We start from the raw sequence: 26,803 nt of genomic DNA, 5'->3' as shown, positions 1-26,803 counted from the left end.
TCTCAAGGAGTTTTCCGTTTCGACTGCGCCGGAAGTGGGGCGAATTATAGACCTCCAGAATCTGCCGTCAACACCTTTTTTCATATTTCTGTCATATCGGTCAAAAACGCCCGAAAACAAGAAGGCCGACCTCAAGAGGTCGGCCTTCTGCACTCCCTGCTACTTACAAGCTGGGGAATGCGAACTGCGAAGCTTCATGGCTCGCACGCTGTGGCCAGCGCTGAGTGATCGCCTTGCGCCGGGTATAGAAGCGCACGCCATCCGGGCCATAGGCATGCAGGTCGCCGAACAGCGAACGCTTCCAGCCGCCGAAGCTGTGGTAGGCCACCGGCACCGGCAGCGGGACGTTGACGCCGACCATGCCGACTTCGATCTCGTCGCAGAACAGACGCGCCGCCTCACCATCACGGGTGAAGATGCAGGTGCCGTTGCCGTATTCGTGATCGTTGATCAACTGCATCGCCTCTTCCAGGCTGTTCACGCGCACCACGCACAGCACCGGGCCGAAGATCTCTTCTTTATAGATGCGCATTTCAGGGGTGACGTTGTCGAACAGGCAGCCACCGAGGAAGAAGCCCTCTTCGTGACCGGCAACGCTCAGCCCGCGACCGTCGACCACCAGGGTCGCGCCCGCGGCCACGCCGTCTTCGACATACCCGCTGACCTTGTCGCGCGCCTGACCGGTCACCAGCGGCCCCATGTCCAGGCCGCAGGAAGTGCCGGCACCGATTTTCAGTGCTTTGATCTGTGGTACCAGTTTGGCCACCAGCGCATCCGCCACCTGATCGCCGACGCACACCGCCACCGAGATCGCCATGCAGCGTTCGCCACAGGAACCGTAGGCCGCGCCCATCAAGGCGCTGACCGCGTTGTCCAGATCCGCATCCGGCATCAGCACGGCGTGGTTCTTCGCCCCGCCTAGTGCCTGGACGCGTTTGCCGCGCTTGGTGCCTTCGGCATAGATGTATTCGGCAATCGGCGTCGAACCGACGAAGCTCAGCGCTTTGACTTCCGGCGCTTCGATCAGCGCGTCCACTGCAGTCTTGTCGCCATGCACTACGCTCAGCACACCTTTGGGCAGGCCGGCTTCCAGCAGCAGTTGCGCGATCAGCAGAGTCGAGCTTGGATCACGCTCGGACGGCTTGAGGATGAAGCAGTTGCCGCAGACGATCGCCAGCGGATACATCCACAGCGGCACCATTGCCGGGAAGTTGAACGGGGTGATCCCGGCCACCACGCCCAGCGGCTGGAAATCCGACCAGGCATCGATGTTCGGGCCGACGTTGCGGCTGTACTCGCCCTTGAGAATTTCCGGGGCAGCGCAGGCGAACTCGACGTTCTCGATACCGCGCTTCAGCTCACCGGCGGCATCTTCCAGGGTCTTGCCGTGTTCTTCACTGATCAATTGCGCGATGCGTGCTTCGTTCTGCTCCAGCAACTGCTTGAAGCGGAACATCACCTGGGCACGTTTGGCCGGCGGCGTGTTGCGCCAGGCCGGGAAGGCAGCCTTGGCGGCGTCGATCGCGTGCTGGATGGTTTCGCGGCTGGCCAGCGGCAGCTTGTGGATCGCCTGGCCAGTGGACGGGTTGAACACATCGACCGCGCGACCGTTCTCGGTCACCAGTTCGCCGTTGATCAAATGCGGGATAACGCTCATCGAAAACTCCTGAATTCTTGTGCGCAGACGCCCGTCAGGGGGCGCCTGCTATTGGCGTATCTATATAGAAGGAAAAATCAGTCGAGCTTGTTCAGCACTTCGCCGACCGCGTCGAACAGACGATCGAGGTCCTGCGGCTTGCTGTTGAAGGTTGGGCCGAACTGCAGGGTGTCGCCACCGAAGCGCACATAGAAACCGGCCTTCCACAGAGCCATGCCGGCTTCGAACGGACGCACGATGGCGTCGCCGTCACGGGCGGCAATCTGGATCGCACCGGCCAGACCGTAGTTGCGGATGTCGATCACGTTCTTCGAGCCTTTCAGGCCGTGCAGCGCGTTTTCGAAGTGCGGCGCGACGTCGGCCACGCTCTGCACCAGGTTTTCCTTTTGCAGCAGGTCGAGGGCTGCCAGACCCGCGGCGCAAGCCACCGGGTGCGCCGAGTAGGTGTAGCCGTGGGGGAATTCCACGGCGTATTCCGGCGTCGGTTGATTCATGAAAGTCTGGTAGATCTCGGAGCTGGCAATCACCGCGCCCATCGGGATCGCGCCGTTGGTGACTTGCTTGGCGATGCACATCAGGTCCGGGGTCACGCCAAAGCTCTCGGCGCCGAACATCGAGCCCGTGCGGCCGAAACCGGTGATCACTTCGTCGAACACCAGGAGGATGTTGTGCTGGTCGCAGATTTCGCGCAGACGCTTCAGGTAACCCTGCGGCGGCACCAGGACACCGGCGGAACCGGCCATGGGCTCGACGAACACCGCGGCGATATTCGATGCGTCATGCAGCTCGATCAGCTTCAGCAGTTCATCGGCCAGAGCGATACCGCCCTGCTCCGGCATGCCGCGGGAGAAGGCGTTGCTGGCCAGCAGGGTGTGCGGCAGGTGATCGACATCCATCATCGCCTGACCGAACAGTTTGCGGTTGCCGTTGACGCCACCGAGGCTGGTGCCGGCAATGTTCACGCCGTGGTAGCCACGGGCACGGCCGATCATTTTGGTCTTGGTCGACTGACCCTTCAGGCGCCAGTAGGCACGGACCATTTTCACCGCGGTGTCGGCGCACTCGGAGCCGGAGTCGGTGAAGAACACGTGGTTCAGGTTGCCCGGGGTCAGCTCGGTGATTTTCTCGGCCAGCTGGAACGACAGCGGGTGACCGTACTGGAAACCCGGCGAGTAATCGAGGGTGCCCAGCTGCTTGGCCACCGCCTCCTGGATTTCCTTGCGGGTGTGGCCCGCGCCGCAGGTCCACAGACCGGACAGCGAATCGTAGATCTTGCGACCCTTGTCATCGAACAGCCAGCTGCCTTCGGCACCGACGATCAGCCGCGGATCGCGCTGGAAGTTGCGGTTGGCGGTGTACGGCATCCAGTGCGCGTCCAGCTTCAGTTGACTGGCCAGCGGCGACGGCGCGTTTTCAGGCATGTTCATCGACAAATCCTCGCAAAGCAAAAGCGGCAGGGAGATAAAAAGCGTTGTTGCAGCTAAGTTGCCACGCGAATAAAGTCGGTGAAATCCAACTCTTCTAACCTTCAGTTAGATCATTACTAAACTTTGAGCTGACCACCATGAGCACCCGCCGCCCCGATCCCCTGGCCCAGGTCAGCGACTTCGATATCCGCCTGCTACGGATCTTCCGCAGCGTGGTCGAGTGCGGCGGCTTTTCGGCCGCCGAAACCGTGCTCGGCATCGGCCGCTCGGCGATCAGCCAGCAGATGAGCGATCTGGAGCAACGCCTCGGTCTGCGTCTGTGCCAACGCGGGCGCGCCGGATTCTCCCTGACCGAAGAGGGCCGCGAGGTCTATCAGTCGGCACTGCAGCTGTTGAGTGCACTGGAAAGTTTCCGCACCGAGGTCAACGGTCTGCACCAGCATTTGCGCGGCGAGTTGATCATCGGCCTGACCGACAACCTGGTCACCCTGCCCCACATGCGCATCACCCACGCGCTGGCGCAATTGAAGGAACGCGGGCCGGACGTGCAGATCCAGATCCGCATGATCGCCCCCAACGAAGTCGAGCAAGGTGTGCTCGACGGGCGCCTGCATGTCGGCGTGGTGCCGCAGGCCAGCGCCCTGTCGGGGCTGGAATACCAGCCGCTGTACAGCGAGCGTTCGCTGCTTTATTGCGCGGTCGGTCATCCGCTGTTCTATGTCGATGACAAGCAGCTCGATGACGAACGCCTGAACAGCCAGGACGCCATCGCCCCGACCTTTCGGTTGCCGGCAGACATCCAGGCGCATTACCAGGCGCTCAACTGCACCGCCAGTGCTTCCGACCGCGAAGGTATGGCGTTTCTGATCCTGACCGGGCGCTACATCGGTTATCTGCCGGATCACTACGCCAGCCTTTGGGTACAGCAGGGGCGCCTGCGTGCGCTGAAATCGACGACGCGGTTCTACGACTTGAGCCTCGCATCGGTCACGCGCAAGGGGCGGCGCCCCCATTTGGTGCTGGAGAGCTTTCTGGAGAGCCTGGCGGCGACCCGTTGAAATAGCGCAAAAGCCCAGCCACGCTGGGCCTGAGCAAGAAAATCAGCGAATAACCTGAGCAAGTGGACAGCTTTTTGCAAAGCAGGGATCAACCTCGATCCTTCAAAAAGAAGCCTAAACCCATGCAGCCAGATTCTGAACCGTCCAGCGAACTGATCTACGGCCTCGACGACCGCCCCAAACCGCTCGCGGCCGTGCTTGCCGCACTGCAACACGTGCTCGCCAGTTTCGTCGGCATCATCACCCCGCCGCTGGTGATCGGCTCGGCCCTCGGCCTGACCGCGCACTTGCCGTACCTGATCAGCATGGCGCTGATGGTGTCCGGGGTCGGCACCTTTATTCAGGCGCGGCGGCCGTTCGGCATCGGTGCGGGGATGATCTGCCTGCAAGGCACCAGTTTCGCCTTTCTCGGCGCGGTGCTGTCGGCCGGATTTCTGGTCAAGCAACGCGGCGGCACGCCGGAGGAGATTCTGGCGATGATCTTCGGTGTGTGTTTTTTCGGTGCCGTGGTGCAGATCGTGCTCAGTCGCTGCATCGGTCAGTTGCGCCGGGTGGTGACGCCGCTGGTGACCGGCATCGTCATCACTCTGATCGGGGTGAGCCTGATCAAGGTCGGCATCACCGATCTGGGTGGCGGCTTCAACGCAGCGGACTTCGGCGCCCCGGGCAATCTGGCGCTGGGCCTGTTCGTGCTGCTGACGATCATCCTGCTCAACCGCTCGAACACACCGTGGATACGACTTTCGGCGATCATCATCGGTCTGCTGCTCGGCAGCCTGGCCGCCTGGTGCACTGGCAAACTGGTGCCGCAGGCCTTGCCTGACCTGCCGCTGGTGAGTCTTCCTACGCCATTCAAGTTCGGATTCAGTTTCGACTGGACGGCTTTCCTGCCGGTCGCGCTGATTTATCTGATCAGCACCATCGAAACCGTCGGCGACCTCACCGCCAACTGCATGCTCGCCCGCCAACCGATCACCGGCCCTTCCTATATAAGCCGGTTACGCGGCGGAGTATTGGGTGACGGCGTCAGCTGCATGATCGCGGCGACGTTCAGCGCCTTTCCCAACACCACTTTCGCGCAGAACAACGGGGTGATTCAGTTGACCGGCGTGGCCAGTCGCTACGTCGGCCTGTACATCGGCGTGATCCTGTTTGCGCTCGGCCTGTTTCCGCTGATCGGCGCGGTGCTGCAGCAGATCCCCAAACCGGTGCTCGGCGGCGCTACCCTGGTGATGTTCGGCAGCGTCGCGGCGGCCGGTGTGCGCATCCTTGCGCAGTCGCCCCTGGACCGGCGCAGCATGCTGATCATCGCCACCTCGTTCGGCGTCGGCCTGGGTATCGCCGCGCAACCGAACCTGCTGCACCTGCTGCCGAAACTGGTGCAGAACCTGTTCGACTCGGCCATCACCAGCGGTGGCCTGACCGCGATTATCCTGTGCCTGCTGCTGCCGGAGGCAAAAACCGCGAGCAGCACAGCCCACGCTCCACTGGACAAGATCGAACAGGCGTAACGGTTTTATTGTCGCGGGACTTGTCGGATGCCTGTGGGTGCGCTATCAACGCAACTGGTTGCACCCACAGACAAACCCGGAAGTGCCTATGACCTTTGAAGTCCCAGCCCATGGCGGCAAACCCGCCAGCCGCATTCGTCAGAAAAACGAAGAGACCATCATCAAAGCCGCCGAGGACGAGTTCGCCCGTCACGGGTACAAAGGCACCAGCATGAACACCATCGCCGTGAAGGCCGGGTTGCCCAAGGCGAACCTGCATTATTACTTCACCAACAAGCTCGGCCTGTACGTCGCGGTGCTGAGCAACATCATCGAGCTGTGGGACAGCACCTTCAATACGCTCACCGCCGAGGACGATCCGGCCGAAGCGTTGACCCGCTACATCCGCGCAAAAATGGAATTCTCCCGGCGCCAGCCACAGGCCTCGCGGATTTTCGCCATGGAAGTGATCAGCGGTGGCGAATGCCTCACCGAGTATTTCAACCAGGACTACCGTGCCTGGTTCCAGGGTCGGGCGGCGGTGTTCCAGGCGTGGATCGACGCCGGCAAGATGGACCCGGTGGATCCGGTGCACCTGATTTTCCTGCTGTGGGGCAGCACCCAGCACTACGCCGACTTCGCCACCCAGATCTGCCGGGTCAGCGGTCGCAGCAAATTGACCAAGCAGGACATGGAAGACGCCGGCAACAACCTGATCCGCATCATTCTCAAAGGCTGCGGCCTCACTCCGACTATTTAAGACGTTTATGCCCTTCACCCTCAGCGGTTTTTGCGAGTACCGCGAAGATATTCGCAAGAGCCGCTTCATCACGTTCGCCACGCCGATCAGCAGCCCCGCCGATGCGCAGGCGTTTTTCGCGCAGCACAGCGACTTGAATGCCTCGCACAATTGCTGGGCGTGGAAACTCGGCGATCAGTACCGCAGCAACGACGATGGCGAACCCGGCGGCACTGCCGGGCGGCCGATCCTGGCGGCCATCGAGGCCCAGCACTGCGATCAGGTCGCGGTGCTGGTGATCCGCTGGTACGGCGGCATTCAACTGGGCACCGGCGGCCTGGCCCGGGCCTATGGCGGTGGCGCCAACAAGTGCCTGCAGGCGGCAGCCAAAGTCGAATTGATCAGCCGCGTGCCGGTGCACTGTGCCTGCAGCTTCGCCGAACTGGCGCTGGTGAAGTTGCGGGTGGCGGATCTTGGCGGCCTGGTGGTGGACGAGCACTTCACGGCCAATGGTGTCGAGTTGCAGCTGGCGCTGGGTGCAGCGCAGATCGATCTGTTGCAGACGCAACTGGCGGATTTGAGCCGGGGACGGATTGTGTTGCAGCGTCAGACGGGCAAAAGCGCCCGAACACGTCCTGAGCCTTCTCCAGCCCCTGCGCCGCAACGCATCACCCGCTGCCGAGGGCTGCGATCTTTTAGGGCATTGGCCATTGCGCTTATTCCGCAGAGTTGCCCACACCGGCTGTGCACCCGACTGTGGATAACCTGAGCACATACCGCTGTAACCCTTCTGTCACGTGGCTTTGCGCGGTTTGTTCATTTTTCGTTCAATTTTCCCCAGCCAGCGAAAATTTCAAGCAGGAACAAGTAGTTAGCACGGTTTATCACCATTAGAAGAAAGCACGCGAGTGCTTATGCCCGCGATTGCCGCTTGCACACAAATACTGTGGAGCAACCTGTGGATAACCCGTTCATGGCTGGCGCAGTCGCAGGTGCTGCATAGCCCCCAGACATTTGCTCGTTTTTTGACCAATTGCCGACGGGCAAAACTGGAGCCTGATCAATGGCTTTGCTCTCTATTGGTGCCGCGCGCCAGGGCCAATTGCTCTGCGCGGCTCTGCGCCAGCGGCTGCTGCGTCGGGGCTGCAGCGGTTCCTGACTCAATGGCCAGGAAATTGCTTTATCCACAGGCACAACTCCAAGCCAGTCGAGCCTGTCATGCCCAGCCCAGATTCAACGCCGCGCCTGCAACTGCGCCATATCAGCAAACGCTACCCCGGTTGCCTGGCCAACGATGCCATCGACCTGAACATCGCCAGCGGGGAAATCCATGCCCTGCTCGGGGAAAACGGCGCTGGCAAAAGCACCCTGATGAAAATCATCTACGGCGTGACCCAGGCGGACGCGGGCGAAATCCTCTGGCAGGGGCAGCGCATTCATGTCCGCAGTCCGGCCCAGGCGCGGCAGTTGGGCATCGGCATGGTGTTCCAGCATTTCTCGCTGTTCGAAACCCTCAGCGTGGCGCAGAACATCGCCCTGGCCATGGGGGCGGGTGCCGGTACACCGAAACAGCTGGAACCGCGGATTCGCGAGGTCGCACAGCGCTATGGCATGGCGCTGGAACCGCAGCGACTGGTCCACAGTCTGTCGATGGGCGAGCGGCAACGGGTGGAAATCGTCCGCTGCCTGATGCAGGACATTCGCCTGCTGATCCTCGACGAGCCGACCTCGGTGCTCACCCCGCAGGAGGCCGACGACTTGTTCAGCACCCTGCGCCGCCTCGCTGCCGAGGGCTGCAGCATCCTCTTCATCAGCCACAAACTGGCGGAAGTCCGCGCCCTGTGCCACAGCGCCACCGTGTTGCGCGGCGGCCGCGTCGCCGGGCATTGCCGACCGGCAGAATGCTCCGACCCGCAACTGGCGCAATTGATGGTCGGCGAGGCTGCCGCGTTGATCGGCGAGTATCCCAAGGTCAGCGGCGGCGTTCCGTTCCTGCAGGTCCGCGACCTGAGCTGGCGCAACCCCGACCCGTTCGGCTGTTCGCTGAGCAGCATCGACTTGCAGGTACGCAGCGGTGAAATCGTCGGCATCGCCGGGGTCGCCGGCAACGGTCAGGATGAATTGCTGGCGCTGCTCAGCGGCGAACAACCGCTGCCCCGCGCGGACGCGGCAAGGATTGCCTTTGCCTCACGTGCCGTCGGCGATTTGCGTGCGGATGCACGGCGCAGACTCGGCCTGGCCTTCGTCCCGGCCGAACGCCTGGGCCACGGCGCAGTGCCGGAGCTGAGCCTGGCGGACAACGCGCTGCTCACGGCCTTTCAACACGGGCTGGTCCGCCATGGCCTGATCGAGCGCAGCAAAGTCCAGGCACTCGCCGAGGCCATCATCCAGCGCTTCGCGGTGAAAACCCCGGACACGCAAGCGGCCGCCCGCAGTCTGTCCGGCGGCAACCTGCAGAAATTCATCCTGGGCCGGGAGATCCTCCAGCAACCGAAACTGCTGGTGGCGGCGCACCCGACCTGGGGCGTCGACGTCGGCGCAGCGGCGATCATCCACCGCGCGCTGATCGCCCTGCGCGATGCCGGCGCGGCGATCCTGGTGATCAGCGAAGACCTCGACGAACTGTTCCAGATCAGCGACCGCCTCGGTGCGTTGTGCGGCGGCCGTCTCTCGGCACTGCACGCGACGGCGGACACCCGGCTCAGCGATGTCGGCGGCTGGATGGCCGGCCAGTTCGAACGCCCTCAACCTTCCCACGCCACGGTTTAACGGAGTTTTCCATGCTGCTTTCCCTCGAACCCCGTGGCCGCCAGTCGCGCCTGATGCTGTGGTGCTCGCCGCTGCTGGCGGCACTGCTGACCCTCGGCTGCGGCTCGCTGCTGTTCATCGCCCTCGGTCACGATCCGCTGCAAACCCTGCACACCTTGCTGATCGCCCCGGTCAGCGACCTGTACGGCGTGTCCGAGCTCCTGGTCAAGGCGTTGCCGATCCTGCTCTGCGCCCTGGGCCTGGCGGTGGCCTATCAGGCGCGGATCTGGAACATCGGCGCCGAAGGCCAGTTGCTCCTCGGCGCGCTGGCCGGCAGCGCGCTGGCGGTGCACATCATCGATATGCAGAGCCGCTGGGCGCTGGTGCTGATCCTGCTCACCGGCACCCTCGCCGGTGCCGCGTGGGCCGGGCTCACCGCGTGGCTGCGCACGCGCTTCAACGCCAATGAAATCCTCACCAGCATCATGCTCAATTACATTGCCCTGAACCTCTTGCTGTTCTGCGTCCACGGGCCGTTGAAGGACCCGGCCGGGTACAACTTTCCCGAGTCGGCGATGTTCGGCGACGCCAGCCGCCTGCCGTTGCTGCTGGAGGATGGCCGGGTACACGCCGGGGTGTATTTCGCCCTGCTCGCGCTGGTGGCGGTGTGGGTGTTGCTGCAGAAAAGTTTTATCGGCTTCCAGATCAAAGTGCTCGGGCTGGACAAGCGTGCGGCCGGTCTGGTCGGTTTTCGCGAGAAGCGCCTGATCTGGCTGGCGCTGCTGATCAGCGGCGCACTGGCGGGCCTGGCCGGGGTCTGCGAAGTCACCGGGCCGATCGGCCAACTGGTGCCGCAGGTCTCGCCGGGCTACGGCTACGCGGCGATCACCGTGGCGTTCCTCGGGCGCCTGAATCCGCTGGGGATTCTGTGCTCCAGCCTGCTGATGGCACTGCTCTACATCGGCGGCGAGAGCGCGCAGATGACCCTCAACCTGCCGCAGGCAATCAGCCAATTGTTCCAAGGGATGATGCTGTTTTTCCTGCTCGCCTGTGACGTGCTGATTCTCTATCGCCCGCGCCTGAACCTGCACTGGGCGCGGCGTACTTCAACCACCGCCGTAACCGCCGGAGCGCTGTGATGGATATCGATCTGCTGAGCAATATTCTCTACGCCATGGTGCGTTGCGGCACACCGCTGCTGCTGGTGGCACTGGGTGAACTGATCTGCGAAAAGAGCGGCGTGCTCAACCTTGGCCAGGAAGGCATGATGCTGTTTGGCGCGGTGATCGGGTTTATCGTCGCCTTCAGCAGCGGCAATCTGTGGCTCGGCGTGTTGCTGGCGATGCTCGCCGGGATGCTACTGTCGGCGCTGTTTGCCGTGGTCGCGCTGCTGTTCAATGCCAATCAGGTGGCGACCGGGCTGGCGCTGACGATTTTCGGCGTGGGCCTGTCGACCTTTGTCGGCGCGGCGTGGGTTGGCAAGCCCCTGGCCGGGTTCGAGCCGGTGGCGATTGCGTACTTGAGCGAGATTCCGCTGCTCGGGCGCATGCTGTTTGCTCAGGATCTGCTGGTGTATCTGTCGTTCGCCCTGTTTGCGCTGGTGGCATGGGTGATCGTCAAGAGTCGGATCGGCCTGATCATTCAAGCGGTCGGCGAGAACCCGGACGCGGCCAGTGCCATGGGCCTGCCGGTATTGACCGTGCGCACCCTGGCGGTGCTGTTCGGCGGGGCGATGGCCGGGCTGGCCGGGGCTTACCTGTCGCTGGCGTACACGCCGATGTGGGCGGAAAACATGACCGCCGGGCGTGGCTGGATCGCCCTGGCGCTGGTGGTGTTTGCCAGTTGGCGGGTGTGGCGCCTGTTGCTCGGGGCCTACCTGTTTGGCCTCGCCAGCATCCTGCACCTGGTGGCGCAGGGCCTGGGGCTGGCGATTCCGTCGAGCCTGCTGGCGATGCTGCCGTACGTCGCGACGATTGTGGTGCTGGTGCTGTTGTCGCGCGATGCCGTGCGGACTCGGTTGTATGCACCGGTGTCGTTGGGGCAGCCATGGCAGTCAGGGCATTGATTGGCGTTGGGGCGAGCCTTTTCGCGAGCAGGCTCGCTGCCACGGGTTCAGCGGCGGTACGTCATCAACACGGTGCGAGCGATCCAGCGCGCGAAGGCGTCCGCACAGGCAACAGCTGTGCAATGCCCCACGCCAACTCGAAGACCAGAAAAACCACCAGCAACGAACTGGCACCATGCACCAGGGCATACGCCTGCCAGGTCGCAAACAGAAACCGCGCCAGCGCGTCATACCGTCCATAACGCGCCTGCGGATGACGAATCCGCAGCAACGCCCACACGCACACCACCGAGCCCAACAGATTCGCCATGAGCATATGCACAGGCGCGAAGGGCGGCAGTTCACCGGGCAACGCCAGCGCCTGACTCAGCGCCGTCAACGCCGCATGCACCGCGGCGAAACTCCACGGCGTGGCAAACGCTGCCGTCACGATCAGGTCATACCAGGCGCTACCGCGCACCACGTTGCGATACTGCGTCGAAGTCCACATCGTCCAGGCTCCAGAAATTCGAGGAGCACGCACGGTAAAGCCTGGAGTATGCTCCAGGGTCAACAGCTCTCTTGAGATCCCACATGCGCATTGGTGAATTAGCCCGGGCCAGCGCCGTCAGCCGTGACACCCTGCGCTTCTACGAGCAGCGCGGGTTGATTGCGGCGCAACGCAGCGCCAATGGCTATCGCGACTATCCGCCGGAAATGCTGCAACTGGTGCTCTACATCAAGACTGCGCAGCGCCTGGGTTTTACCCTCGGCGAAATCGGCAACAGCGTCGCTGCATTGTGGAACGCGCCCGACCCGGAAAACGCCGTGGCGCAGTTGCTGCGCGACAAGCTGCAATTGATCGAAACCCGCATGAGCGAACTCGATGTGCTGCGACGAGAGTTGCAACAACGGCTCGGTCAGGCGTGTCCATTGAATCCGTGAACCGTAACTTTCAAGGAATCCCGTCATGTCCCAGGCAAAAAACGCACTGATCATCGGCGCCTCCCGTGGCTTGGGCCTCGGGTTGGTGAAAACCCTGCTGGCCGATGGCTGGCAGGTGACCGCCACCGTGCGCAATCCGCAGAAGGCTCAAGCGCTGCAGGCGCTGGGCAACGTGCGGATCGAGAAACTCGACATGGACGACCAACAGGCGGTGATCGCCCTGAGCCAGCAGCTCAAGAGCGAGACCTTCGACCTGCTGTTCGTCAACGCCGGAGTCAAAGGCCCCGAGGTGCAGACGCCAGGTGCGGCGACACTGGCCGAAGTCGGCCAGTTGTTCTTCACCAACGCCGTGGCCCCGATCAATCTGGCGCAACGCTTTGTCGGGCAGATCCGAGACGGCAGCGGTGTGCTGGCATTCATGAGTTCCGGTCTGGGCAGCGTCACCGTACCTGACGCCCCGGAACTGGCGCTGTACAAGGCGAGCAAGGCTGCGCTGAACTCGATGACCAACAGTTTCGTCACGCAGTTGGGCGAGCAGAAACTCACCGTGCTGTCGCTGCATCCGGGATGGGTGAAGACCGATATGGGCGGTGAAGGTGCCGACCTCGACGTAGACACCAGCACCCGCGGCCTGGTCGACCAGGTGAATGCCTATACCGGCAAGGGTGGCCATCACTTCATCAACTACAAGGGCGAAACCATTCCCTGGTAAGCACCACAATCCCCTGTGGCAGCGGGCTTGCTCGCGAAAGCTGTATGTCAGGTCACTGATCCATTGACTGACACGACGCTTTCACGAGCACGCCCGCTGCCACAGGAACAGTTATGTTGGCTGTCGGGTCGGGCTTGCCCGCCGCCGCAATTTGTTTGAAACTGCGCGCCTCGTCCTTCGCGGCGACCCTGGATCAGCAGACAGGGCAACACTGAGCTGGCAACCCTGAACCCACTTTCAGAGGAGCCGGCCACAATGCCTGCGACCCGTACCTGGTTGAAAAACCCCCTCGCCATTTTCACTGCCAATGCGCTCGATGCCCGTGGCGGCCTGGTCCTGCAAGACGGCGTGATCGTCGAAGTGCTCGCTGCCGGCCAGCAACCGTCCGCGCCGTGCACTGAAGTGTTCGATGCCCGTGAACATGTGATCCTGCCGGGCCTGATCAACACCCATCATCACTTCTATCAGACCCTGACCCGCGCCTGGGCGCCGGTGGTCAATCAGCCGTTGTTCCCCTGGCTGAAAACCCTGTACCCGGTGTGGGCCCGGCTGACCCCGGAAAAACTCGCCCTCGCCACCAAGGTTGCGCTGGCCGAGTTGCTGCTCTCCGGTTGCACCACCGCCGCCGACCACCATTACCTGTTCCCCGACGGCCTGGAAAACGCCATCGACGTGCAAGTCGAAACCGTCCGCGAACTGGGCATGCGCGCCATGCTCACTCGTGGTTCGATGAGCCTCGGCGAGAAGGACGGCGGCCTGCCACCGCAGCAGACCGTGCAGGAAGGTCAGGTGATTCTCGATGACAGCCAGCGGCTGATCCACGAGTACCACGAACGTGGCGACGGCGCGCAGATCCAGATCGCCCTGGCGCCGTGCTCACCGTTCTCGGTGACGCCGCAGATCATGGCGGCCAGCGCCGAACTGGCGAATCAGCTCGACGTGCGCCTGCACACGCACCTGGCGGAAACCCTCGACGAAGAAGACTTCTGCCTGCAACGCTTCGGCCTGCGCACCGTGGATTACCTGGACAGCGTCGGCTGGCTCGGCCCGCGCACCTGGCTGGCCCACGGCATCCATTTCAACCCGGACGAAATCGCCCGCCTCGGTCAGGCCGGCACCGGGATCTGCCATTGCCCGAGCTCGAACATGCGCCTGGCGTCCGGCATCTGCCCGAGTATCGAACTGACCGACGCCGGTGCGCTGTTCGGCCTGGGCGTCGACGGCTCGGCGTCCAACGATGCCTCGAACATGATCCTCGAAGCACGCCAGGCCCTGTACATCCAGCGCCTGCGTTACGGTGCGGAAAAGATCACCCCGGAACGCGTGCTGGGCTGGGCGACCAAGGGCTCGGCGAGCCTGTTGGGCCGCACCGACATCGGCGAACTGGCGGTGGGCAAGCAGGCCGACCTGGCTTTGTTCAAGCTCGATGAGCTGCGCTTCTCCGGCAGCCACGATCCGATTTCGGCATTGCTGTTGTGCGGTGCGGACCGGGCGGATCGAGTGATGATCGGCGGCAAATGGCGCGTGGTTGACGGGCAGGTAGAAGGGTTGGATCTCAAAGGCCTGATCGCCGATCACAGCCAGGCGGCTCGGCAGTTGATCGCGGGCACCTGATTGCCTCTTCTCAACGATCGTTCCCACGCTCTGCGTGGGGATGCATTTGACTGATCGCTTCTACGCTCTGCGTGGGAATGCATTTGACTGATCGTTCTTACGCTCTGCGTGGGAATGCCGCCATGGACGCTCTGCGTCCGACGTTGGCACGCAGAGCTTCCCGGGATGCGTTCCCACTTACGAGCGTGGGAACGATCGGTCAGCCGTGATTTCGATCGGTCAGCGGCGGTTCCTCTCAAAGCCCGAGCAGCGACAGCATGATGAACGTCGCAAACAGCACAAAGTGGGTCATGCCTTCGATGGCATTGGTTTCACCGTCGTTGAGGTTGATCGCGCTGACGATCAGGGTGATGAAAATCATCACGGTCTGCACCGGGGTCATGGCCATCTGGAACGGCTGGCCGGTGTAGAGCGCCATTGCTTCCATCACCGGCACCGTGAGGATCACGGTCGACAATGATGCGCCCATGGCGATGTTGACCACCGACTGCATGCGGTTGGCCAAGGCGGCTCGCAACGCCGTCAGAATCTCTGGCGCCGCGGAAATCGCCGCCACCAGAATCGCCGTGATCACCGGCGGCGCCCCGGTCCCTTCCAGGCCCAGATCGAGGGTCTTCGACATCACTTCGGCCAGCGCGCCGATCACCACCACGCCGAACACCAGAATGCCGATCGACAGGCCCAGGCTGAGCGGTTTCGGCTCCTGCTCCAGCGGTTCCTTCCTGCGTCGTTTGTCCGGGTAGCTGTAGCTGAAAAAGTAACTGTGCGGGCCGACCTGCATGCGCAGGAACAACGCGTACAGCACCACCATCGCACCGATGGTGAACGCCGAATAAATTTTCCAGTTGGCCTCGGGAATGAACTCCGGCACGACCATCGACACGCCCATGGCGGTGAGGATCATCACGCTGTAGCTACGCGCCGAATCGTCGTTGTAGGACTGCTCGCCATGCTTGATCCCGCCCATCAGCGCGGCGAGGCCGAGGATGCCGTTGATGTCGAGCATCACCGCCGAGTAGATCGTGTCGCGCACCAGCGTCGGCGAGGCTTCGTTGCTCATCATGATCGCCAGGATCACCACTTCCACCAGCACCGCCGCGAGGGTCAGGATCATCGTGCCGTAAGGGTCACCGACCTTTTCCGCGAGCAGTTCGGCGTGATGGGCAACGCGCATCGACGCGGCGACGATGAACGCGATCAGCACCAGCCCGCAGATCAGCGCGACGACCTGGCCGCTGTGGAGCATCCAGTGTTCCAGCGGATAGGCGATGCACGCGGCAATCACCGCCAGCAGCAGAAAGCTTTCTTGCTTGAGAATCGTGAGCATGGAGGGCCTTTTGCCGAGAGATTCGAATGAGCTACTGACTGCGGCGCGCCGCTAACGTTTCGTTACACCTTAGCGCACCAGTGGATGGCAGCTTTATCTACGCCTGCACTTTTATAGGCCTTTGCGGCCTCTCCGCGAGCAAGCCCGCTCCCACAGGGATCGCGGCGTTTTTGTGGGAGCGAGCTTGCCCGCGAGGCGCGCGCCTCGGTTTCAAGCCAGATTGTTGTCCGCTTGGTCAGTCTTTTGCATTGCCCTGACCACACACAACAAAACGGAGCTTCAATTCATGCAAATTCGTCCGCTGCACAAACTGCTGTGCGCCGCCATCGGCGTCGGTCTGAGCCTGAGCGCCAGCGCCGCCGAGCCGCTGAAAGTCGGTTTCGTCTATATCGGCCCGATCGGCGACCACGGCTGGACGTATCAGCATGAACAGGGGCGCAAGGCGCTGGCGGAAAAACTCGGCACGCAGATCAGCACCAATTACGTGGAAAACGTCGCCGAAGGCGCCGACGCCGAGCGGGTCATCCGCAACATGGCCAAGGACAACTACGACCTGATCTTCACCACCTCCTTCGGCTACATGAACCCGACGGTGAAAGTCGCCAAGCAATTTCCCAAGGTGACCTTCGAACACGCCACTGGCTACAAGCAGGACAAGAACCTCGGCACCTACCTCGCGCGAACCTATGAGGGCCGCTACGTCGGCGGCTTCCTCGCAGCGAAGATGACCAAGAGCAAAAAAATCGGCTACGTCGCCTCGTTCCCGATCCCGGAAGTGATCCGCGACATCAACGCCATCCAGCTGGCCCTGAACAAGTACAACCCCGGCACCGAAATCAAAGTGGTGTGGGTCAACTCGTGGTTCGACCCAGGCAAGGAAGCCGACGCCGCCAACGCGCTGATCGACCAGGGCGTCGACGTGGTGTTCCAGCACACCGACAGCCCGGCACCGATCCAGGCGGCCGAACGCCGCGGCGTGTATGCCGTGGGTTATGCCTCGGACATGGCGCACTTCGGGCCGAAAGCGGTGCTGACCTCGATCGTCAACGACTGGGCGCCGCACTACATCCAGGCAACCCAGAGCGTGATCGACCACAGCTGGAAATCCCAGGACTACTGGGGCGGGCTGAAGGAAGGCACGGTCGAACTGCCGATCAGCGACCTGGTTCCGGCGCCGGTGAAAGCCGAAGCCGAGCAGATCATCGCCGACATCAAGAGCGGCGCCCTGCAGCCGTTCACCGGGCCGATCAAGGATCAGGCCGGCGTCGAGAAAATCCCCGCCGGCACCAGCGCGAGCAATGCCGAACTGGCGTCGATGAACTACTACGTCGAAGGCATGAAAGCCGAGATGCCGAAGTAATTTTTACTACCGACACGGACCCTGTGGGAGCTGGCTTGCCAGCGATGAGGCCCTCACATTCGACATCATTGTTGCCTGTGAGACCGCTATCGCTGGCAAGCCAACGCCCACATTGCAGCCCGGGACGCTCCGCGTCCATTGAGGCATTCCCACGCGGAGCGTGGGAACGGTCCCCCTTATACCTTTCAAGGATTGTGTATGGATCAGCTTCCAATCATCGACGTCAGCCCGCTCTACTCCGCCGACCAGAACGCCTGGCCCGCCGTCGCCGCACAGATCGACCACGCCTGCCGCGAATGGGGCTTCTTCTACATCAAGGGCCACCCGATTGCGGCGCAACGCATCGATGCCCTGCTCGCCCACGCCCAGCGCTTTTTTGCGCAACCGGCAGAAGAAAAACTCAAGATCGACATCACCCAGACCCGCCACCATCGCGGCTACGGCGCCATCGCCACCGAACAGCTCGACCCGGACAAGCCCAGCGACCTCAAGGAAACCTTCGACATGGGCCTGCACCTGCCGGCCGATCATCCCGACGTGCTGGCGGAAAAGCCTCTGCGCGGGCCGAACCGCCATCCGCCGCAAGCGGGCTGGGAGGCGCTGCTGGAGCAGCATTACCTCGACATGCAGGCTCTGGCGCAAACCCTGCTGCGGGCGATGACGATTGCGCTGGGCATCGAGCGCGACTTCTTCGACAGCCGCTTCGTCGAGCCCGTCTCCGTGCTGCGCATGATCCATTACCCGCCACGTCACACCGCCAGTTCCGCCGAGCAACAGGGTGCCGGTGCGCACACCGATTACGGCTGCATCACCCTGCTCTATCAGGACCGCGCCGGTGGCCTGCAAGTGAAGAACGTCAACGGCGAATGGATCGACGCGCCGCCCATCGATGGCACGTTCGTGGTCAACCTCGGCGACATGATGGCGCGCTGGAGCAACGACCGTTATCGCTCGACACCGCATCGGGTCATCAGTCCGCTTGGAGTGGATCGCTATTCGATGCCGTTCTTCGCCGAACCGCACCCCGACACCCGCATCGAATGCCTGCCCGGCTGCCAGGACGCCGAGCATCCGGCGAAGTATCCAACGACCACCTGCGCCGAATTCCTGCTGTCGCGCTTCGCCGATACCTACGCGTATCGCCGGGAGCCGCAAGCCGTGTGATGGATCGCTTGGTCAGGTTTTGCCAATAGTTTCAGCGGGCATCTGTAGAATGCCGCCATTGCACCTGATGAGAAAAGAATATGTACGACTGGCTCAATGCCCTGCCCAAGGCCGAACTGCACCTGCACCTCGAAGGTTCGCTGGAGCCCGAGCTGCTGTTCGCCCTGGCCGAACGCAACAAGATCGCCCTGCCGTGGAGCGACGTCGAGACCCTGCGCAAGGCCTACGCCTTCAACAACCTGCAGGAATTCCTCGACCTGTACTACCAGGGCGCCGACGTGCTGCGCACCTCGCAGGATTTCTACGACCTGACCTGGGCCTACCTGCTGCGTTGCAAAGCGCAGAACGTGATTCACACCGAGCCGTTCTTCGATCCGCAGACCCACACCGACCGCGGTATCCCGTTCGAAGTGGTGCTCAATGGCATCGCCGCCGCGCTCAAGGATGGCGAACAGCAACTGGGCATCAGCAGCGGCTTGATCCTGAGTTTCCTGCGCCACCTGAGCGAAGACGAAGCGCAGAAAACCCTCGACCAGGCCCTGCCCTTCCGTGACGCGTTTGTCGCCGTCGGCCTGGACAGCTCCGAGATGGGCCACCCGCCGAGCAAGTTCCAGCGCGTGTTCGAGCGCGCGCGTGGCGAAGGCTTCCTGACCGTCGCCCACGCCGGCGAAGAAGGTCCGCCGGAGTACATCTGGGAAGCCATCGACCTGCTGAAGATCCAGCGTATCGACCATGGCGTGCGCGCCATCGAAGACGAGCGGCTGATGCAGCGGATCATCGACGAGCAGATCCCGCTGACCGTGTGCCCGCTGTCGAACACCAAGCTCTGCGTGTTCGATCACATGTCGCAGCACAACATCCTCGACATGCTCGAACGCGGTGTGAAGGTTACCGTCAACTCCGATGACCCGGCGTACTTCGGCGGCTACGTCACCGAGAACTTCCATGCGCTTTACGAACACCTGGGCATGACCCAGGAGCAGGCCCAGCGTCTGGCGCAGAACAGCCTGGATGCGCGCCTGGTAAAACCGTAAGCACCAGCGCATGACCCAATGGGGGAGCAGCCTGCTGGCTCCCCCATTGGGATCGGTATTCAGCCTGCCACTTGCGCGTCAGTCAGCTCTTCCAGGGTCTTGCCGCGCGTCTCCATGCCGAACAGCCAGACCACGCCCGCCGCAATCGCGAAGCACAGCGCACCCAGCGCGAACACCCCGCCCTGCCCGGTAATCGGGAACACCAGCCCGGTGACCAGCGGACCGAGCAGTGAACCGACGCGACCGATCGCCGAGGCGAATCCGGAACCGGTGGCCCGCGCCGACGTCGGGTAGAGCTCTGGCGTGTAGGTGTAGAGCACCGCCCACATGCCGAACAGAAAAAACTGCATCAGCAACCCCGAGCCGATCAGCAATGCGACGTTGCCGCCGAACACCGCGCTCTGCCCGTAGAGAAACGCCATCACCCCGCCGCCGAGCAACGTCACGATGCACACCGGTTTGCGCCCCCAGCGCTCCACCAGCCACGCGGCCATGAGAAACCCGGGAATCCCGCCCAGGGAAATCAACACGGTGTAATACACCGACTGGGTCACGGCGAACCCGGACTGTTGCAGCAACGCGCTGAGCCATGACGTCAGACCATAGAAACCCAGTAGCGCGAAAAACCACAGGCTCCAGATCATCGTCGTGCGCTGACGGTATTGCGGCGACCAGATCTGCCGCAGCGCCGAGAAGAAGTTGCCCGGTGGCGTCACGGTCCGCGGCAGGCGCAGCGGCGGCGGCAGGGTTGCCACCCCGAGCGAACGCCGCACCCGCTCTTCGATGCCGCTCAACACCCGGTCCGCCGACTCATGTCGACCGGCCTGCTCCAACCAGCGCGGCGACTCGGGAATGAAGAAGCGGATCGCCAGGACAAACACCGCCGGCACCGCCAGGACCAGGAAAATGTCCCGCCAGCCGATCAGCGGCAGCAGGAAGTACGACAGCACCCCGGCGGCCACGAAACCCAGCGGCCAGAAACCGTCCATCAAGGCGATGTAGCGCCCGCGCCGGCTGGCCGGGATCAGCTCGGACAGCATCGACTGGGCAATCGGAAACTCCATGCCCATGCCGATCCCCAGCAGGATGCGGAACAGCGTCAGCGTCTCCACGGTGTGCGCCGTCGAACACAGGTAACTGGCCACGCCCCACAGCACGATGCTCCACTGGAACACCGGTTTGCGCCCGAAGCGGTCGGCGAGCATCCCCGACAGCGACGCACCGAGGACCATGCCGAAGAAACTCGAACTGGCGAGCAGCCCGGCCTGGGCACTGCTCAAGCCGAACTCGGCTTTGATCGAACCCAGCAGGAACGTCATCATCGCCAGGTCCATGGAGTCGAAGAAAAACGCCAGGGCGATGATGATGAAAATGATCCGGTGATAACCGCTCAGCGGCAGCCGCTCCAGGCGTTCTGCCGCGCTATAGCCTTGCATGTCCATGTCACGTCCCCCAATCGGCAAAATCCCCGGATCGAGTGTGCGCGATAGCCGTGGCGGCTCGATGCTGGATGCGACCTGTTCGCAGTCGTGGACGACGCCGGTGTTGCCCAGACCGGCCGGCAAGCGCTCTACAACGCCATTTCCAGCTCGGTTTCGTGGGCAAACCGATGGATTTCCCGTTGCCCGGCGGCCGTCAATTGCAGCGCCCGGGAATCATTCGGCAGGGTCAGCCAGCCGGATTGCATGAACAACTGCAACAATGCCGCGCCCAGCGAGCCGCCCATGTGCGGGCGGCGCTCGCTCCAGTCCGGGCAGGCGCAGGCCACCTGCACGTTGCGATGGGCCAGGGCCTGGATGAACACCCCGCGCCGGGCCAGCTGGGTCGCGCCCTTGTGGGTGACCGCCACGCGCTGTTCGATCTGTTCGATCCAGCCGGCGTCGAGCAGACGCTGATACAGATCCGCCGCCAGCGTGCCACCGAGGTGGTCATCACAGAAGCGCGCACGCAACAGCGATGACGGCGCCGCCGATGCGCGGGCGATGGGCGTGCTGCGCTTGAAGGCGTCAGGGATGGCGCGCGGCGCGCTGGCAATTGTCGCGCTGGCGAGAGCCTCGATGGCGGCCCCGACTTCCGGGGCGGCCAGGCGGAAAAAGCGTTTGCGCCCACGAGCCTCGACCTTCAACAGACCGCCAGCGGAGAGGCGCCCCAGATGGGCGCTGGCCGAGGATGGCGACAGCCCCGCCAGCAACGCCAGCTCCTCGGTCTGCCGGGCCGAGCCGTCCATCAACGCCCACATCATCGCGCTGCGCTTGGGATCGGCCAGCAACGTGGCGATCTGGCTGATGCAAGGTGCATGTTCCATGTATTCACTCCCTGTTGAATCGTATCGTCTACTGCTCACGGACATCTTGACCAGTAATGGGTCGTCGGCCAAGGCGCGCAAATCGCCACAGCCGTGGTCAGGCAGAGCCCGGCCGGCGTGCGTTGCGGGCAAAATGCCAGACCTTGACGCGGCCCTCGTGCGCGTCCGCATGCCCCGATCCGGGCGTGCCCGGTGCAGCGTGTCGGGACCGGCATGCGGCGGGCGCTAGTATAAGCGGGTTGCTCGCCGCTTCCTGCGTCCGGGCCGCTGCGGTTGGTGATTGTTCCTGAGAGAAATTTCGCTATTTAACTGCGACTAATGCGCAGCCTTGGCGAAAGCGGGAAATCGGCTACCCAATTCGGCGCATCGGCTGGCGAGCATCTCCCGCAACAGGTTCACCGGCTTACTCAATTGAGCGCGATGGGCGCACAGCAGATTCAGCGGAGCGCGTTCGCACAACAGCTCCGGCAACAGCACTTTCAGGCGCCCGGCCAGCACATCGGCAGCGACGTCCAGCCACGATTTGTAGGCGATGCCCGCGCCGGCCACGGCCCACAGTCGCACCACATCGGCATCGTCGCTGAACCGGTCGCCGCTGACGGTCAGGCCGACCTCGCGCTTGCCGTCGTGGAAACTCCAGTAGTCGTGAACCCGGCTGCCGAGCATGTACAGCAGGCAATTATGCTGCGTCAGCTGCTCGAGCTGCTGCGGCTCGCCGTGCCGGGCCAGATAGTCGGGCGATGCGCAGAGTACGCGGCGGTTGTGCGGGGCGATCGGCAGCGCGACCAGGCTGGAATCTTCCGGCTCGCCATAGCGCAGGGCAACGTCCACCGGTTGCCGGAACAGGTCGGCGATGCGGTCGCCGAGCAACAGGCGCACCGCGAGTTTCGGATGCTCGCGCTGAAACTCGTCGAGCCATGGCAGCAGCAGATTGCGACCGAAATCCGACGGTGCCGACAATTGCAGGATACCGCTGACCTGATCCTGACCGCTGGCCAGCAGGCGCCGCCCCTCTTCGAGATTGCCCAGCGCCGCCCGGGCGTATTCGAGAAAGCCCTCGCCCTCCGCCGTCAGCCGCAGGCTGCGCGTGGAGCGCGCCAGCAGCCGTGCGCCGAGCTGAAGTTCGATGCGCTTGAGGGCGGCACTGGCCACGGCGGCGGACATGTCCATGACCCGCGCCGCGGCCGACAGACTACCGAGGTCCGCGGCCCGGACGAACAACTGCAGGTCATCAAAACGCAGCATCTTTGCCTCGATTATCAAAAAAATATTGAAAGAGACTGCTCTTTTAGCGGGTTTTATCCGCCAGAGAAATAGCCAATCATCTGGCCCATCGCATTCATCCGCTCCGGAGTCGTCCATGTCCCAGGCATTCACCGCTATTGCCACCCTGATCGCCAAGCCCGGCGCGCAGGCCACCCTTGAACGCGCCCTGCGCGCCCTGGTTGAACCGAGCCGCGCCGAGGCGGGTTGCAGCCAGTACGACCTGCACCGGGATCTGAGCGACCCACAGGTGTTCTATGTGATCGAACACTGGGCCAGTGAAGAAATCCTTCAGGCGCACAACGCCAGCGCGCATTTCCAGCACTTCCAGGCCAGCGCCGGCGATTGCATCGAGCACTTCGAACTGAAACGCCTGGGCGCCATTACCTGAGCCTGCATTCATTACCGTTGAGGAGTCATCCATGAAAGCCATCGCCTATTACGCCTCGCTGCCGATCAGCGACGAAAAATCCCTGCAGGACATCGAACTGCCGGAGCCGGTGGCCGGCCCGCGCGACTTGCTGGTGGAGGTCAAGGCCATCTCGGTCAACCCGGTCGATACCAAGGTGCGGCAGAACGTGGCCCCCGAGGGCGGCGCGGCGAAAGTGCTGGGCTGGGACGTGGCGGGTGTGGTCAAGGCCGTTGGCAGCGAAGTGAGCCTGTTCAAGGCGGGCGACAAGGTGTTCTACGCCGGCTCCATCGCCCGCGCCGGCGGCAACAGCGAACTGCACGTGGTCGATGAGCGCATCGTCGGCCATATGCCGAAAACCCTCGGTTTCGCCGAAGCCGCCGCCCTGCCGCTGACCGCCATCACCGCTTGGGAGCTGTTGTTCGATCGCCTGCAGATCCGTGAAGGCAAGACCGATGAACAGCAGAGCCTGCTGATCGTCGGCGCGGCCGGTGGCGTCGGCTCGATCCTCACCCAACTGGCCAGCCAGCTGACCGGGCTCAAGGTGATCGGTACCGCGTCGCGGCCACAAACCCGCGACTGGGTCAGCGCCCTGGGTGCCGACCTGGTGATCGACCACAGTCAGCCGTTGAGCGCGGAACTGCAACGCGCCGGGATCGCCAACGTGACGCACGTCGCCAGTCTGACCCAGACCGAGCAGCACCTCGATCAACTGGTCGAGGCCCTGGCGCCGCAAGGCAAACTGGCACTGATCGACGATCCGAAAGCGCTGGACGTGACCAAGCTCAAGCGCAAGAGCCTGTCGCTGCACTGGGAGTTCATGTACACCCGTTCACTGTTCGAAACCGCGGACATGCTCGAACAGCACAAGCTGCTCAACCGCGTGGCCGAGCTGATCGATGCCGGCACCTTGAAGACCACGGTCGGTGAACACTTCGGCCGCATCGACGCAGCCAACCTGCGCCGCGCTCACGCGTTGCTGGAAAGCGGCAAGGCCAAGGGAAAAATTGTTTTAGAAGGTTTCTAAAACGCGAAAACAGCGCCGCCGGTGCCAGCCTCTTTATCGAGCTGGCGCCGGCGGCGCTGTTTTTTTGCCGTCAGTCAGCTGGCTGAGCCTTGTCACAATTGCGATCGTATTCAGGTCTACAATCGAAGCCTCTGCGGTACATCTTTTACGCAAGGGAGGTCAGCAATGAAGATCCTGATAAAAGAAGTGGCAAAGTCCCAGTGGCAAGTCCGTCTCGACCAGCACGCCGTGACATTCCGCAGTGAAGCCGAAGCCTTGGCCTTCACCCGCACCCTCGAAGCGCGCCTGCACGCGCCCCACCAGATTCCCCAGCCCGACCAGCAACGCGCCGTCGGCTGAACACGCTTTGTTCAGGCCCCGGCCTGCGCTTGCGCCAGCGCCCGGGCATTTTGCAAGCGTCGGGTGAACATCGCGACGCTCACCACCAGCAATCCACACAGGCTGATGACCATGGCCATCGGCATGGCGCTGCCGTCGTGCAGCACGCCGACCAGTGCCGCCGCACCGGCCGCGACGCTGAATTGCAGGCAGCCGAGCAACGCCGAGGCGCTGCCGGCCCGCGCGCCCTGGCCGTTCATCGCGCAGGCCGAGGCGTTGGGGATGATGCAGCCCAGGCTGGCGATGCACACGAACAACGGAATCAGCAGCGGCCACAGTGCGCTGGTGTGCAGCGCACTGACGGCCAGCAGGGTCAGGCCGGCGCCCAAGTACACCCAGACCGCGCGCGCCAGGAGGAACGCCGGGCCGCGCTTGGCCAGCAGGCGCGCATTGACCTGCGCCACCAGAATGAACCCCGCCGCGTTGGTGCCGAACAGCCAGCCGAAGTGCTCGGCCGGCACCCCGTAGAGCTTGATGAAGACGAACGGCGAACCGGCGATATAGGCGAACATCCCGGCAATCGCGATGCCGCCGGTCAGCGCGTGGCCGAGGAAGATCGGATCCTTGAACAGCCGCCCGTACTGGCGCAAGGCCCCGGACAGCGGCTGGCGCGGCACATAGTCGGGCAGGCTTTCCGGCAACCCGAGGGCCACGGCGAGGCCGGCCAGGGCGCTGAAACCGGTCAGCACCAGGAAAATCGACTGCCAGCCGCTGGTGTTGACCAGCAGCCCGCCGAGCATCGGCGCAAGAATCGGCGCCAGGCCCATCACCAGCATCAGCTGCGAGAAGACTTTCGCCGAACCCACCGCATCGCATTTGTCGCTGACCACCGCCCGCGAGATCACCATCCCCGCGCAACCGCCCAGGGCCTGGACGAAGCGCGCGCCGATCAGCCACTCCAGGTTCGGCGCGTAGGCGCAGGCCAGCGACGCAGCGGTGAACAGACCGACGCCGCTGAGCAAGGGAATGCGCCGGCCAAAGCGGTCGGCCACCGGGCCATAGAGCAATTGGCCGATGGACAGGCCGAGGAAATACGCCGCCAGGGTCAGCTGCACGTGTTTTTCATCGGTGCCGAATGCCAGCGCCATGGACGGAAACGCCGGCAGGTAGAAGTCGATCGCCAAAGGACCGAAGGCGCTCAAGGCGCCGAGAATCAGAATGGTACGGAAGTTCATCAGGCATCCAGGTTGGGCATGCAGTGGAGCATGGGTTGGCAGCCCCACAGTCTAGCCGCGCCGGGACGCCTTGAACATTCCGATAGCTCGCTAACTATTAAAAAGATCAGGCCACCTTGACCGCATAACCTTCTGCGCTGATCGCGGCGATCACCTGTTCGGCGCTCAGTGTGCTCTGCACGCCGACCTCCTTCGCCGCCAGGTCGACCCGCACGCTGGCGGCGGGATCCCGCGCCTGCACGGCGTTGGTGATGGCTTTGACGCAATGACCGCAGGACATGCCCTGGACTGTGAACACTTGCATGGAATGACTCCTTTGAGTGAGGTTGCCGGCAGTCTCGAGCTTGCCACGATGGCAAGGTCAAGTTCTGCGAAAAACTGCCGGGCTGGCAATCGGCGCCGTGCTCGGCCAAGCTGCGTGCATCAATGACTCGAATTCAGGAGATTCAGCCATGCGCTGGTCAGCTTTCAGCCTGTTTGGCTTCCTCAGCCTCTTTGCCGCCATCCCTTCGGTGCACGCCACCGGCGAGGATTACGGGGTGCTGATCATTTCCCGCGAGCGCCTGGAAGTGGCGACCTCCTGCGAGATCGGCGTGTACATCCAGGATCAACTCTCGGCGCGCCTGTATCAGGAGCAGAGCACCTCGTTCAACCTGCCGCCGGGCACCGTGTCGCTGCGCCTGAAACTGCTGCCGGGACAGATGCCGGGCTGCAACCCGGGCATGCTCGCGCCGGGCTCGCAGGAGATCCGACTGCATGCCGGCGATGTGCTGAAATTCCGCATCGCGATGAACCAGGAAGGCATGTACCTGAAGCCGGCCGGGCTCGGTTACTGATTCGCCGCACCCGCCGATCCTGAGCGTTGCCACACCGAGCGTGGCAACGCCCGGAGCCGACAAAGGGATTGGCGCTTGACCTTGCCCGCAT

General features: G+C 63.2%; 25 protein-coding genes and 1 pseudogene. 17 read left to right on the top strand and 9 right to left on the bottom strand.

The features are described from left to right. Positions 1-163 precede the first annotated feature (163 nt). Together QRN70_RS21915 and aptA are read right to left on the bottom strand one after the other, a co-directional pair. Positions 164-1,657, bottom strand: coding sequence for a CoA-acylating methylmalonate-semialdehyde dehydrogenase (locus QRN70_RS21915; RefSeq protein WP_011332326.1), 1,494 nt, complete (start codon positions 1,655-1,657; stop codon positions 164-166). 77 nt (positions 1,658-1,734) lie between these two features. Continuing rightward, positions 1,735-3,084 (bottom strand): omega-aminotransferase AptA, encoded by a 1,350-nt coding sequence (gene aptA, locus QRN70_RS21910; protein ID WP_285419977.1) that lies wholly within the window; start codon positions 3,082-3,084, stop codon positions 1,735-1,737. 137 nt (positions 3,085-3,221) lie between these two features. Here aptA and QRN70_RS21905 point away from each other — a divergent pair, with 137 nt between their 5' ends. The 7 genes and pseudogenes from QRN70_RS21905 (at position 3,222) to QRN70_RS21875 (ending at position 11,184) form a co-directional block, all read left to right on the top strand. Further along, a complete protein-coding gene (locus tag QRN70_RS21905) occupies positions 3,222-4,142 on the top strand; it encodes a LysR family transcriptional regulator (protein WP_285419976.1) in 921 nt (306 codons plus the stop codon). A 122-nt stretch (positions 4,143-4,264) separates the two neighbouring features. Continuing rightward, a complete protein-coding gene (locus tag QRN70_RS21900) occupies positions 4,265-5,653 on the top strand; it encodes a uracil-xanthine permease family protein (RefSeq protein ID WP_285419975.1) in 1,389 nt (462 codons plus the stop codon). Between the two features lie 88 nt (positions 5,654-5,741). Then, positions 5,742-6,392, top strand: coding sequence for a TetR/AcrR family transcriptional regulator (locus tag QRN70_RS21895; RefSeq protein WP_285419974.1), 651 nt, complete (start codon positions 5,742-5,744; stop codon positions 6,390-6,392). 7 nt (positions 6,393-6,399) lie between these two features. Continuing rightward, positions 6,400-6,978 (top strand): annotated as a pseudogene (locus QRN70_RS21890) (IMPACT family protein); the annotation flags it as partial. A gap of 611 nt (positions 6,979-7,589) precedes the next feature. Further along, the gene (locus QRN70_RS21885) at positions 7,590-9,140 is read left to right on the top strand and encodes an ABC transporter ATP-binding protein (RefSeq protein WP_285419973.1); all 1,551 of its coding nucleotides are present in this window, start codon (positions 7,590-7,592) and stop codon (positions 9,138-9,140) included. Positions 9,141-9,151: 11 nt separating this feature from the next. Then, the gene (locus QRN70_RS21880) at positions 9,152-10,258 is read left to right on the top strand and encodes an ABC transporter permease (protein WP_285419972.1); all 1,107 of its coding nucleotides are present in this window, start codon (positions 9,152-9,154) and stop codon (positions 10,256-10,258) included. Then, a complete protein-coding gene (locus tag QRN70_RS21875) occupies positions 10,258-11,184 on the top strand; it encodes an ABC transporter permease (protein WP_285419971.1) in 927 nt (308 codons plus the stop codon). Before QRN70_RS21880 ends, QRN70_RS21875 begins: the two co-directional genes overlap by 1 nt. Positions 11,185-11,248: 64 nt before the next feature. On the opposite strand, the gene QRN70_RS21870 is transcribed toward QRN70_RS21875, so the two are convergent. Next, positions 11,249-11,674: a hypothetical protein gene (locus tag QRN70_RS21870; RefSeq protein WP_285419970.1), complete on the bottom strand. Its 426-nt coding sequence runs from the start codon at positions 11,672-11,674 to the stop codon at positions 11,249-11,251. Positions 11,675-11,757: 83 nt separating this feature from the next. Between QRN70_RS21870 and QRN70_RS21865 the strand changes: the two genes are divergently transcribed. The 3 genes from QRN70_RS21865 (at position 11,758) to QRN70_RS21855 (ending at position 14,434) form a co-directional block, all read left to right on the top strand. Then, positions 11,758-12,108 (top strand): MerR family transcriptional regulator, encoded by a 351-nt coding sequence (locus QRN70_RS21865; protein WP_285419969.1) that lies wholly within the window; start codon positions 11,758-11,760, stop codon positions 12,106-12,108. 25 nt (positions 12,109-12,133) lie between these two features. Next, positions 12,134-12,820, top strand: coding sequence for an SDR family oxidoreductase (locus QRN70_RS21860; RefSeq protein WP_285419968.1), 687 nt, complete (start codon positions 12,134-12,136; stop codon positions 12,818-12,820). Between the two features lie 255 nt (positions 12,821-13,075). Further along, positions 13,076-14,434: an 8-oxoguanine deaminase gene (locus QRN70_RS21855; RefSeq protein WP_285419967.1), complete on the top strand. Its 1,359-nt coding sequence runs from the start codon at positions 13,076-13,078 to the stop codon at positions 14,432-14,434. A 235-nt stretch (positions 14,435-14,669) separates the two neighbouring features. Here QRN70_RS21855 and QRN70_RS21850 read toward each other — a convergent pair whose 3' ends face one another. Further along, the gene (locus QRN70_RS21850) at positions 14,670-15,761 is read right to left on the bottom strand and encodes a calcium:cation antiporter (RefSeq protein WP_285419966.1); all 1,092 of its coding nucleotides are present in this window, start codon (positions 15,759-15,761) and stop codon (positions 14,670-14,672) included. A gap of 286 nt (positions 15,762-16,047) precedes the next feature. Here QRN70_RS21850 and QRN70_RS21845 point away from each other — a divergent pair, with 286 nt between their 5' ends. The 3 genes from QRN70_RS21845 to QRN70_RS21835 all read left to right on the top strand — a co-directional run bounded on the left by QRN70_RS21845 (position 16,048) and on the right by QRN70_RS21835 (position 19,319). Beyond that, positions 16,048-17,121, top strand: coding sequence for a BMP family ABC transporter substrate-binding protein (locus tag QRN70_RS21845; RefSeq protein WP_285419965.1), 1,074 nt, complete (start codon positions 16,048-16,050; stop codon positions 17,119-17,121). A gap of 198 nt (positions 17,122-17,319) precedes the next feature. Further along, positions 17,320-18,285 carry a 2-oxoglutarate and iron-dependent oxygenase domain-containing protein gene (locus tag QRN70_RS21840; RefSeq protein ID WP_285419964.1) on the top strand — a complete coding sequence of 322 codons (966 nt, stop codon included), beginning with the start codon at positions 17,320-17,322 and terminating at the stop codon, positions 18,283-18,285. An 80-nt stretch (positions 18,286-18,365) separates the two neighbouring features. Beyond that, positions 18,366-19,319, top strand: coding sequence for an adenosine deaminase (locus tag QRN70_RS21835; RefSeq protein WP_285419963.1), 954 nt, complete (start codon positions 18,366-18,368; stop codon positions 19,317-19,319). A 59-nt stretch (positions 19,320-19,378) separates the two neighbouring features. Here QRN70_RS21835 and QRN70_RS21830 read toward each other — a convergent pair whose 3' ends face one another. The 3 genes from QRN70_RS21830 to vimR all read right to left on the bottom strand — a co-directional run bounded on the left by QRN70_RS21830 (position 19,379) and on the right by vimR (position 22,869). Further along, positions 19,379-20,761 (bottom strand): MFS transporter, encoded by a 1,383-nt coding sequence (locus QRN70_RS21830; protein ID WP_285419962.1) that lies wholly within the window; start codon positions 20,759-20,761, stop codon positions 19,379-19,381. A gap of 128 nt (positions 20,762-20,889) precedes the next feature. Further along, entirely contained in the window at positions 20,890-21,624 is a 735-nt protein-coding gene (locus tag QRN70_RS21825; RefSeq protein ID WP_285419961.1) for an ArsR/SmtB family transcription factor, read from the bottom strand. A gap of 315 nt (positions 21,625-21,939) precedes the next feature. Next, positions 21,940-22,869 carry a transcription regulator VimR gene (gene vimR / locus QRN70_RS21820; RefSeq protein WP_285419960.1) on the bottom strand — a complete coding sequence of 310 codons (930 nt, stop codon included), beginning with the start codon at positions 22,867-22,869 and terminating at the stop codon, positions 21,940-21,942. 115 nt (positions 22,870-22,984) lie between these two features. Here vimR and QRN70_RS21815 point away from each other — a divergent pair, with 115 nt between their 5' ends. The 3 genes from QRN70_RS21815 (at position 22,985) to QRN70_RS21805 (ending at position 24,662) form a co-directional block, all read left to right on the top strand. Beyond that, entirely contained in the window at positions 22,985-23,278 is a 294-nt protein-coding gene (locus QRN70_RS21815) for a putative quinol monooxygenase (protein ID WP_285419959.1), read from the top strand. A gap of 31 nt (positions 23,279-23,309) precedes the next feature. Continuing rightward, positions 23,310-24,323, top strand: a complete 1,014-nt coding sequence (locus QRN70_RS21810) for a zinc-binding alcohol dehydrogenase family protein (protein WP_285419958.1) — start codon at positions 23,310-23,312, stop codon at positions 24,321-24,323. 165 nt (positions 24,324-24,488) lie between these two features. Then, positions 24,489-24,662, top strand: coding sequence for a hypothetical protein (locus QRN70_RS21805; protein WP_285419957.1), 174 nt, complete (start codon positions 24,489-24,491; stop codon positions 24,660-24,662). Between the two features lie 11 nt (positions 24,663-24,673). On the opposite strand, the gene QRN70_RS21800 is transcribed toward QRN70_RS21805, so the two are convergent. Continuing rightward, the gene (locus tag QRN70_RS21800; RefSeq protein WP_285419956.1) at positions 24,674-25,876 is read right to left on the bottom strand and encodes a multidrug effflux MFS transporter; all 1,203 of its coding nucleotides are present in this window, start codon (positions 25,874-25,876) and stop codon (positions 24,674-24,676) included. A 106-nt stretch (positions 25,877-25,982) separates the two neighbouring features. Further along, positions 25,983-26,180 (bottom strand): heavy-metal-associated domain-containing protein, encoded by a 198-nt coding sequence (locus QRN70_RS21795; protein ID WP_285419955.1) that lies wholly within the window; start codon positions 26,178-26,180, stop codon positions 25,983-25,985. Between the two features lie 148 nt (positions 26,181-26,328). On the opposite strand from QRN70_RS21795, the gene QRN70_RS21790 reads away from it, so the two are divergent. Further along, the gene (locus tag QRN70_RS21790) at positions 26,329-26,712 is read left to right on the top strand and encodes a hypothetical protein (RefSeq protein WP_285419954.1); all 384 of its coding nucleotides are present in this window, start codon (positions 26,329-26,331) and stop codon (positions 26,710-26,712) included. Positions 26,713-26,803: the final 91 nt, after the last annotated feature.

This window comes from Pseudomonas sp. efr-133-TYG-5 (assembly GCF_030209175.1).
Taxonomy (GTDB): domain Bacteria; phylum Pseudomonadota; class Gammaproteobacteria; order Pseudomonadales; family Pseudomonadaceae; genus Aquipseudomonas.
This window is presented reverse-complemented; position numbering and strand designations above follow the sequence as displayed.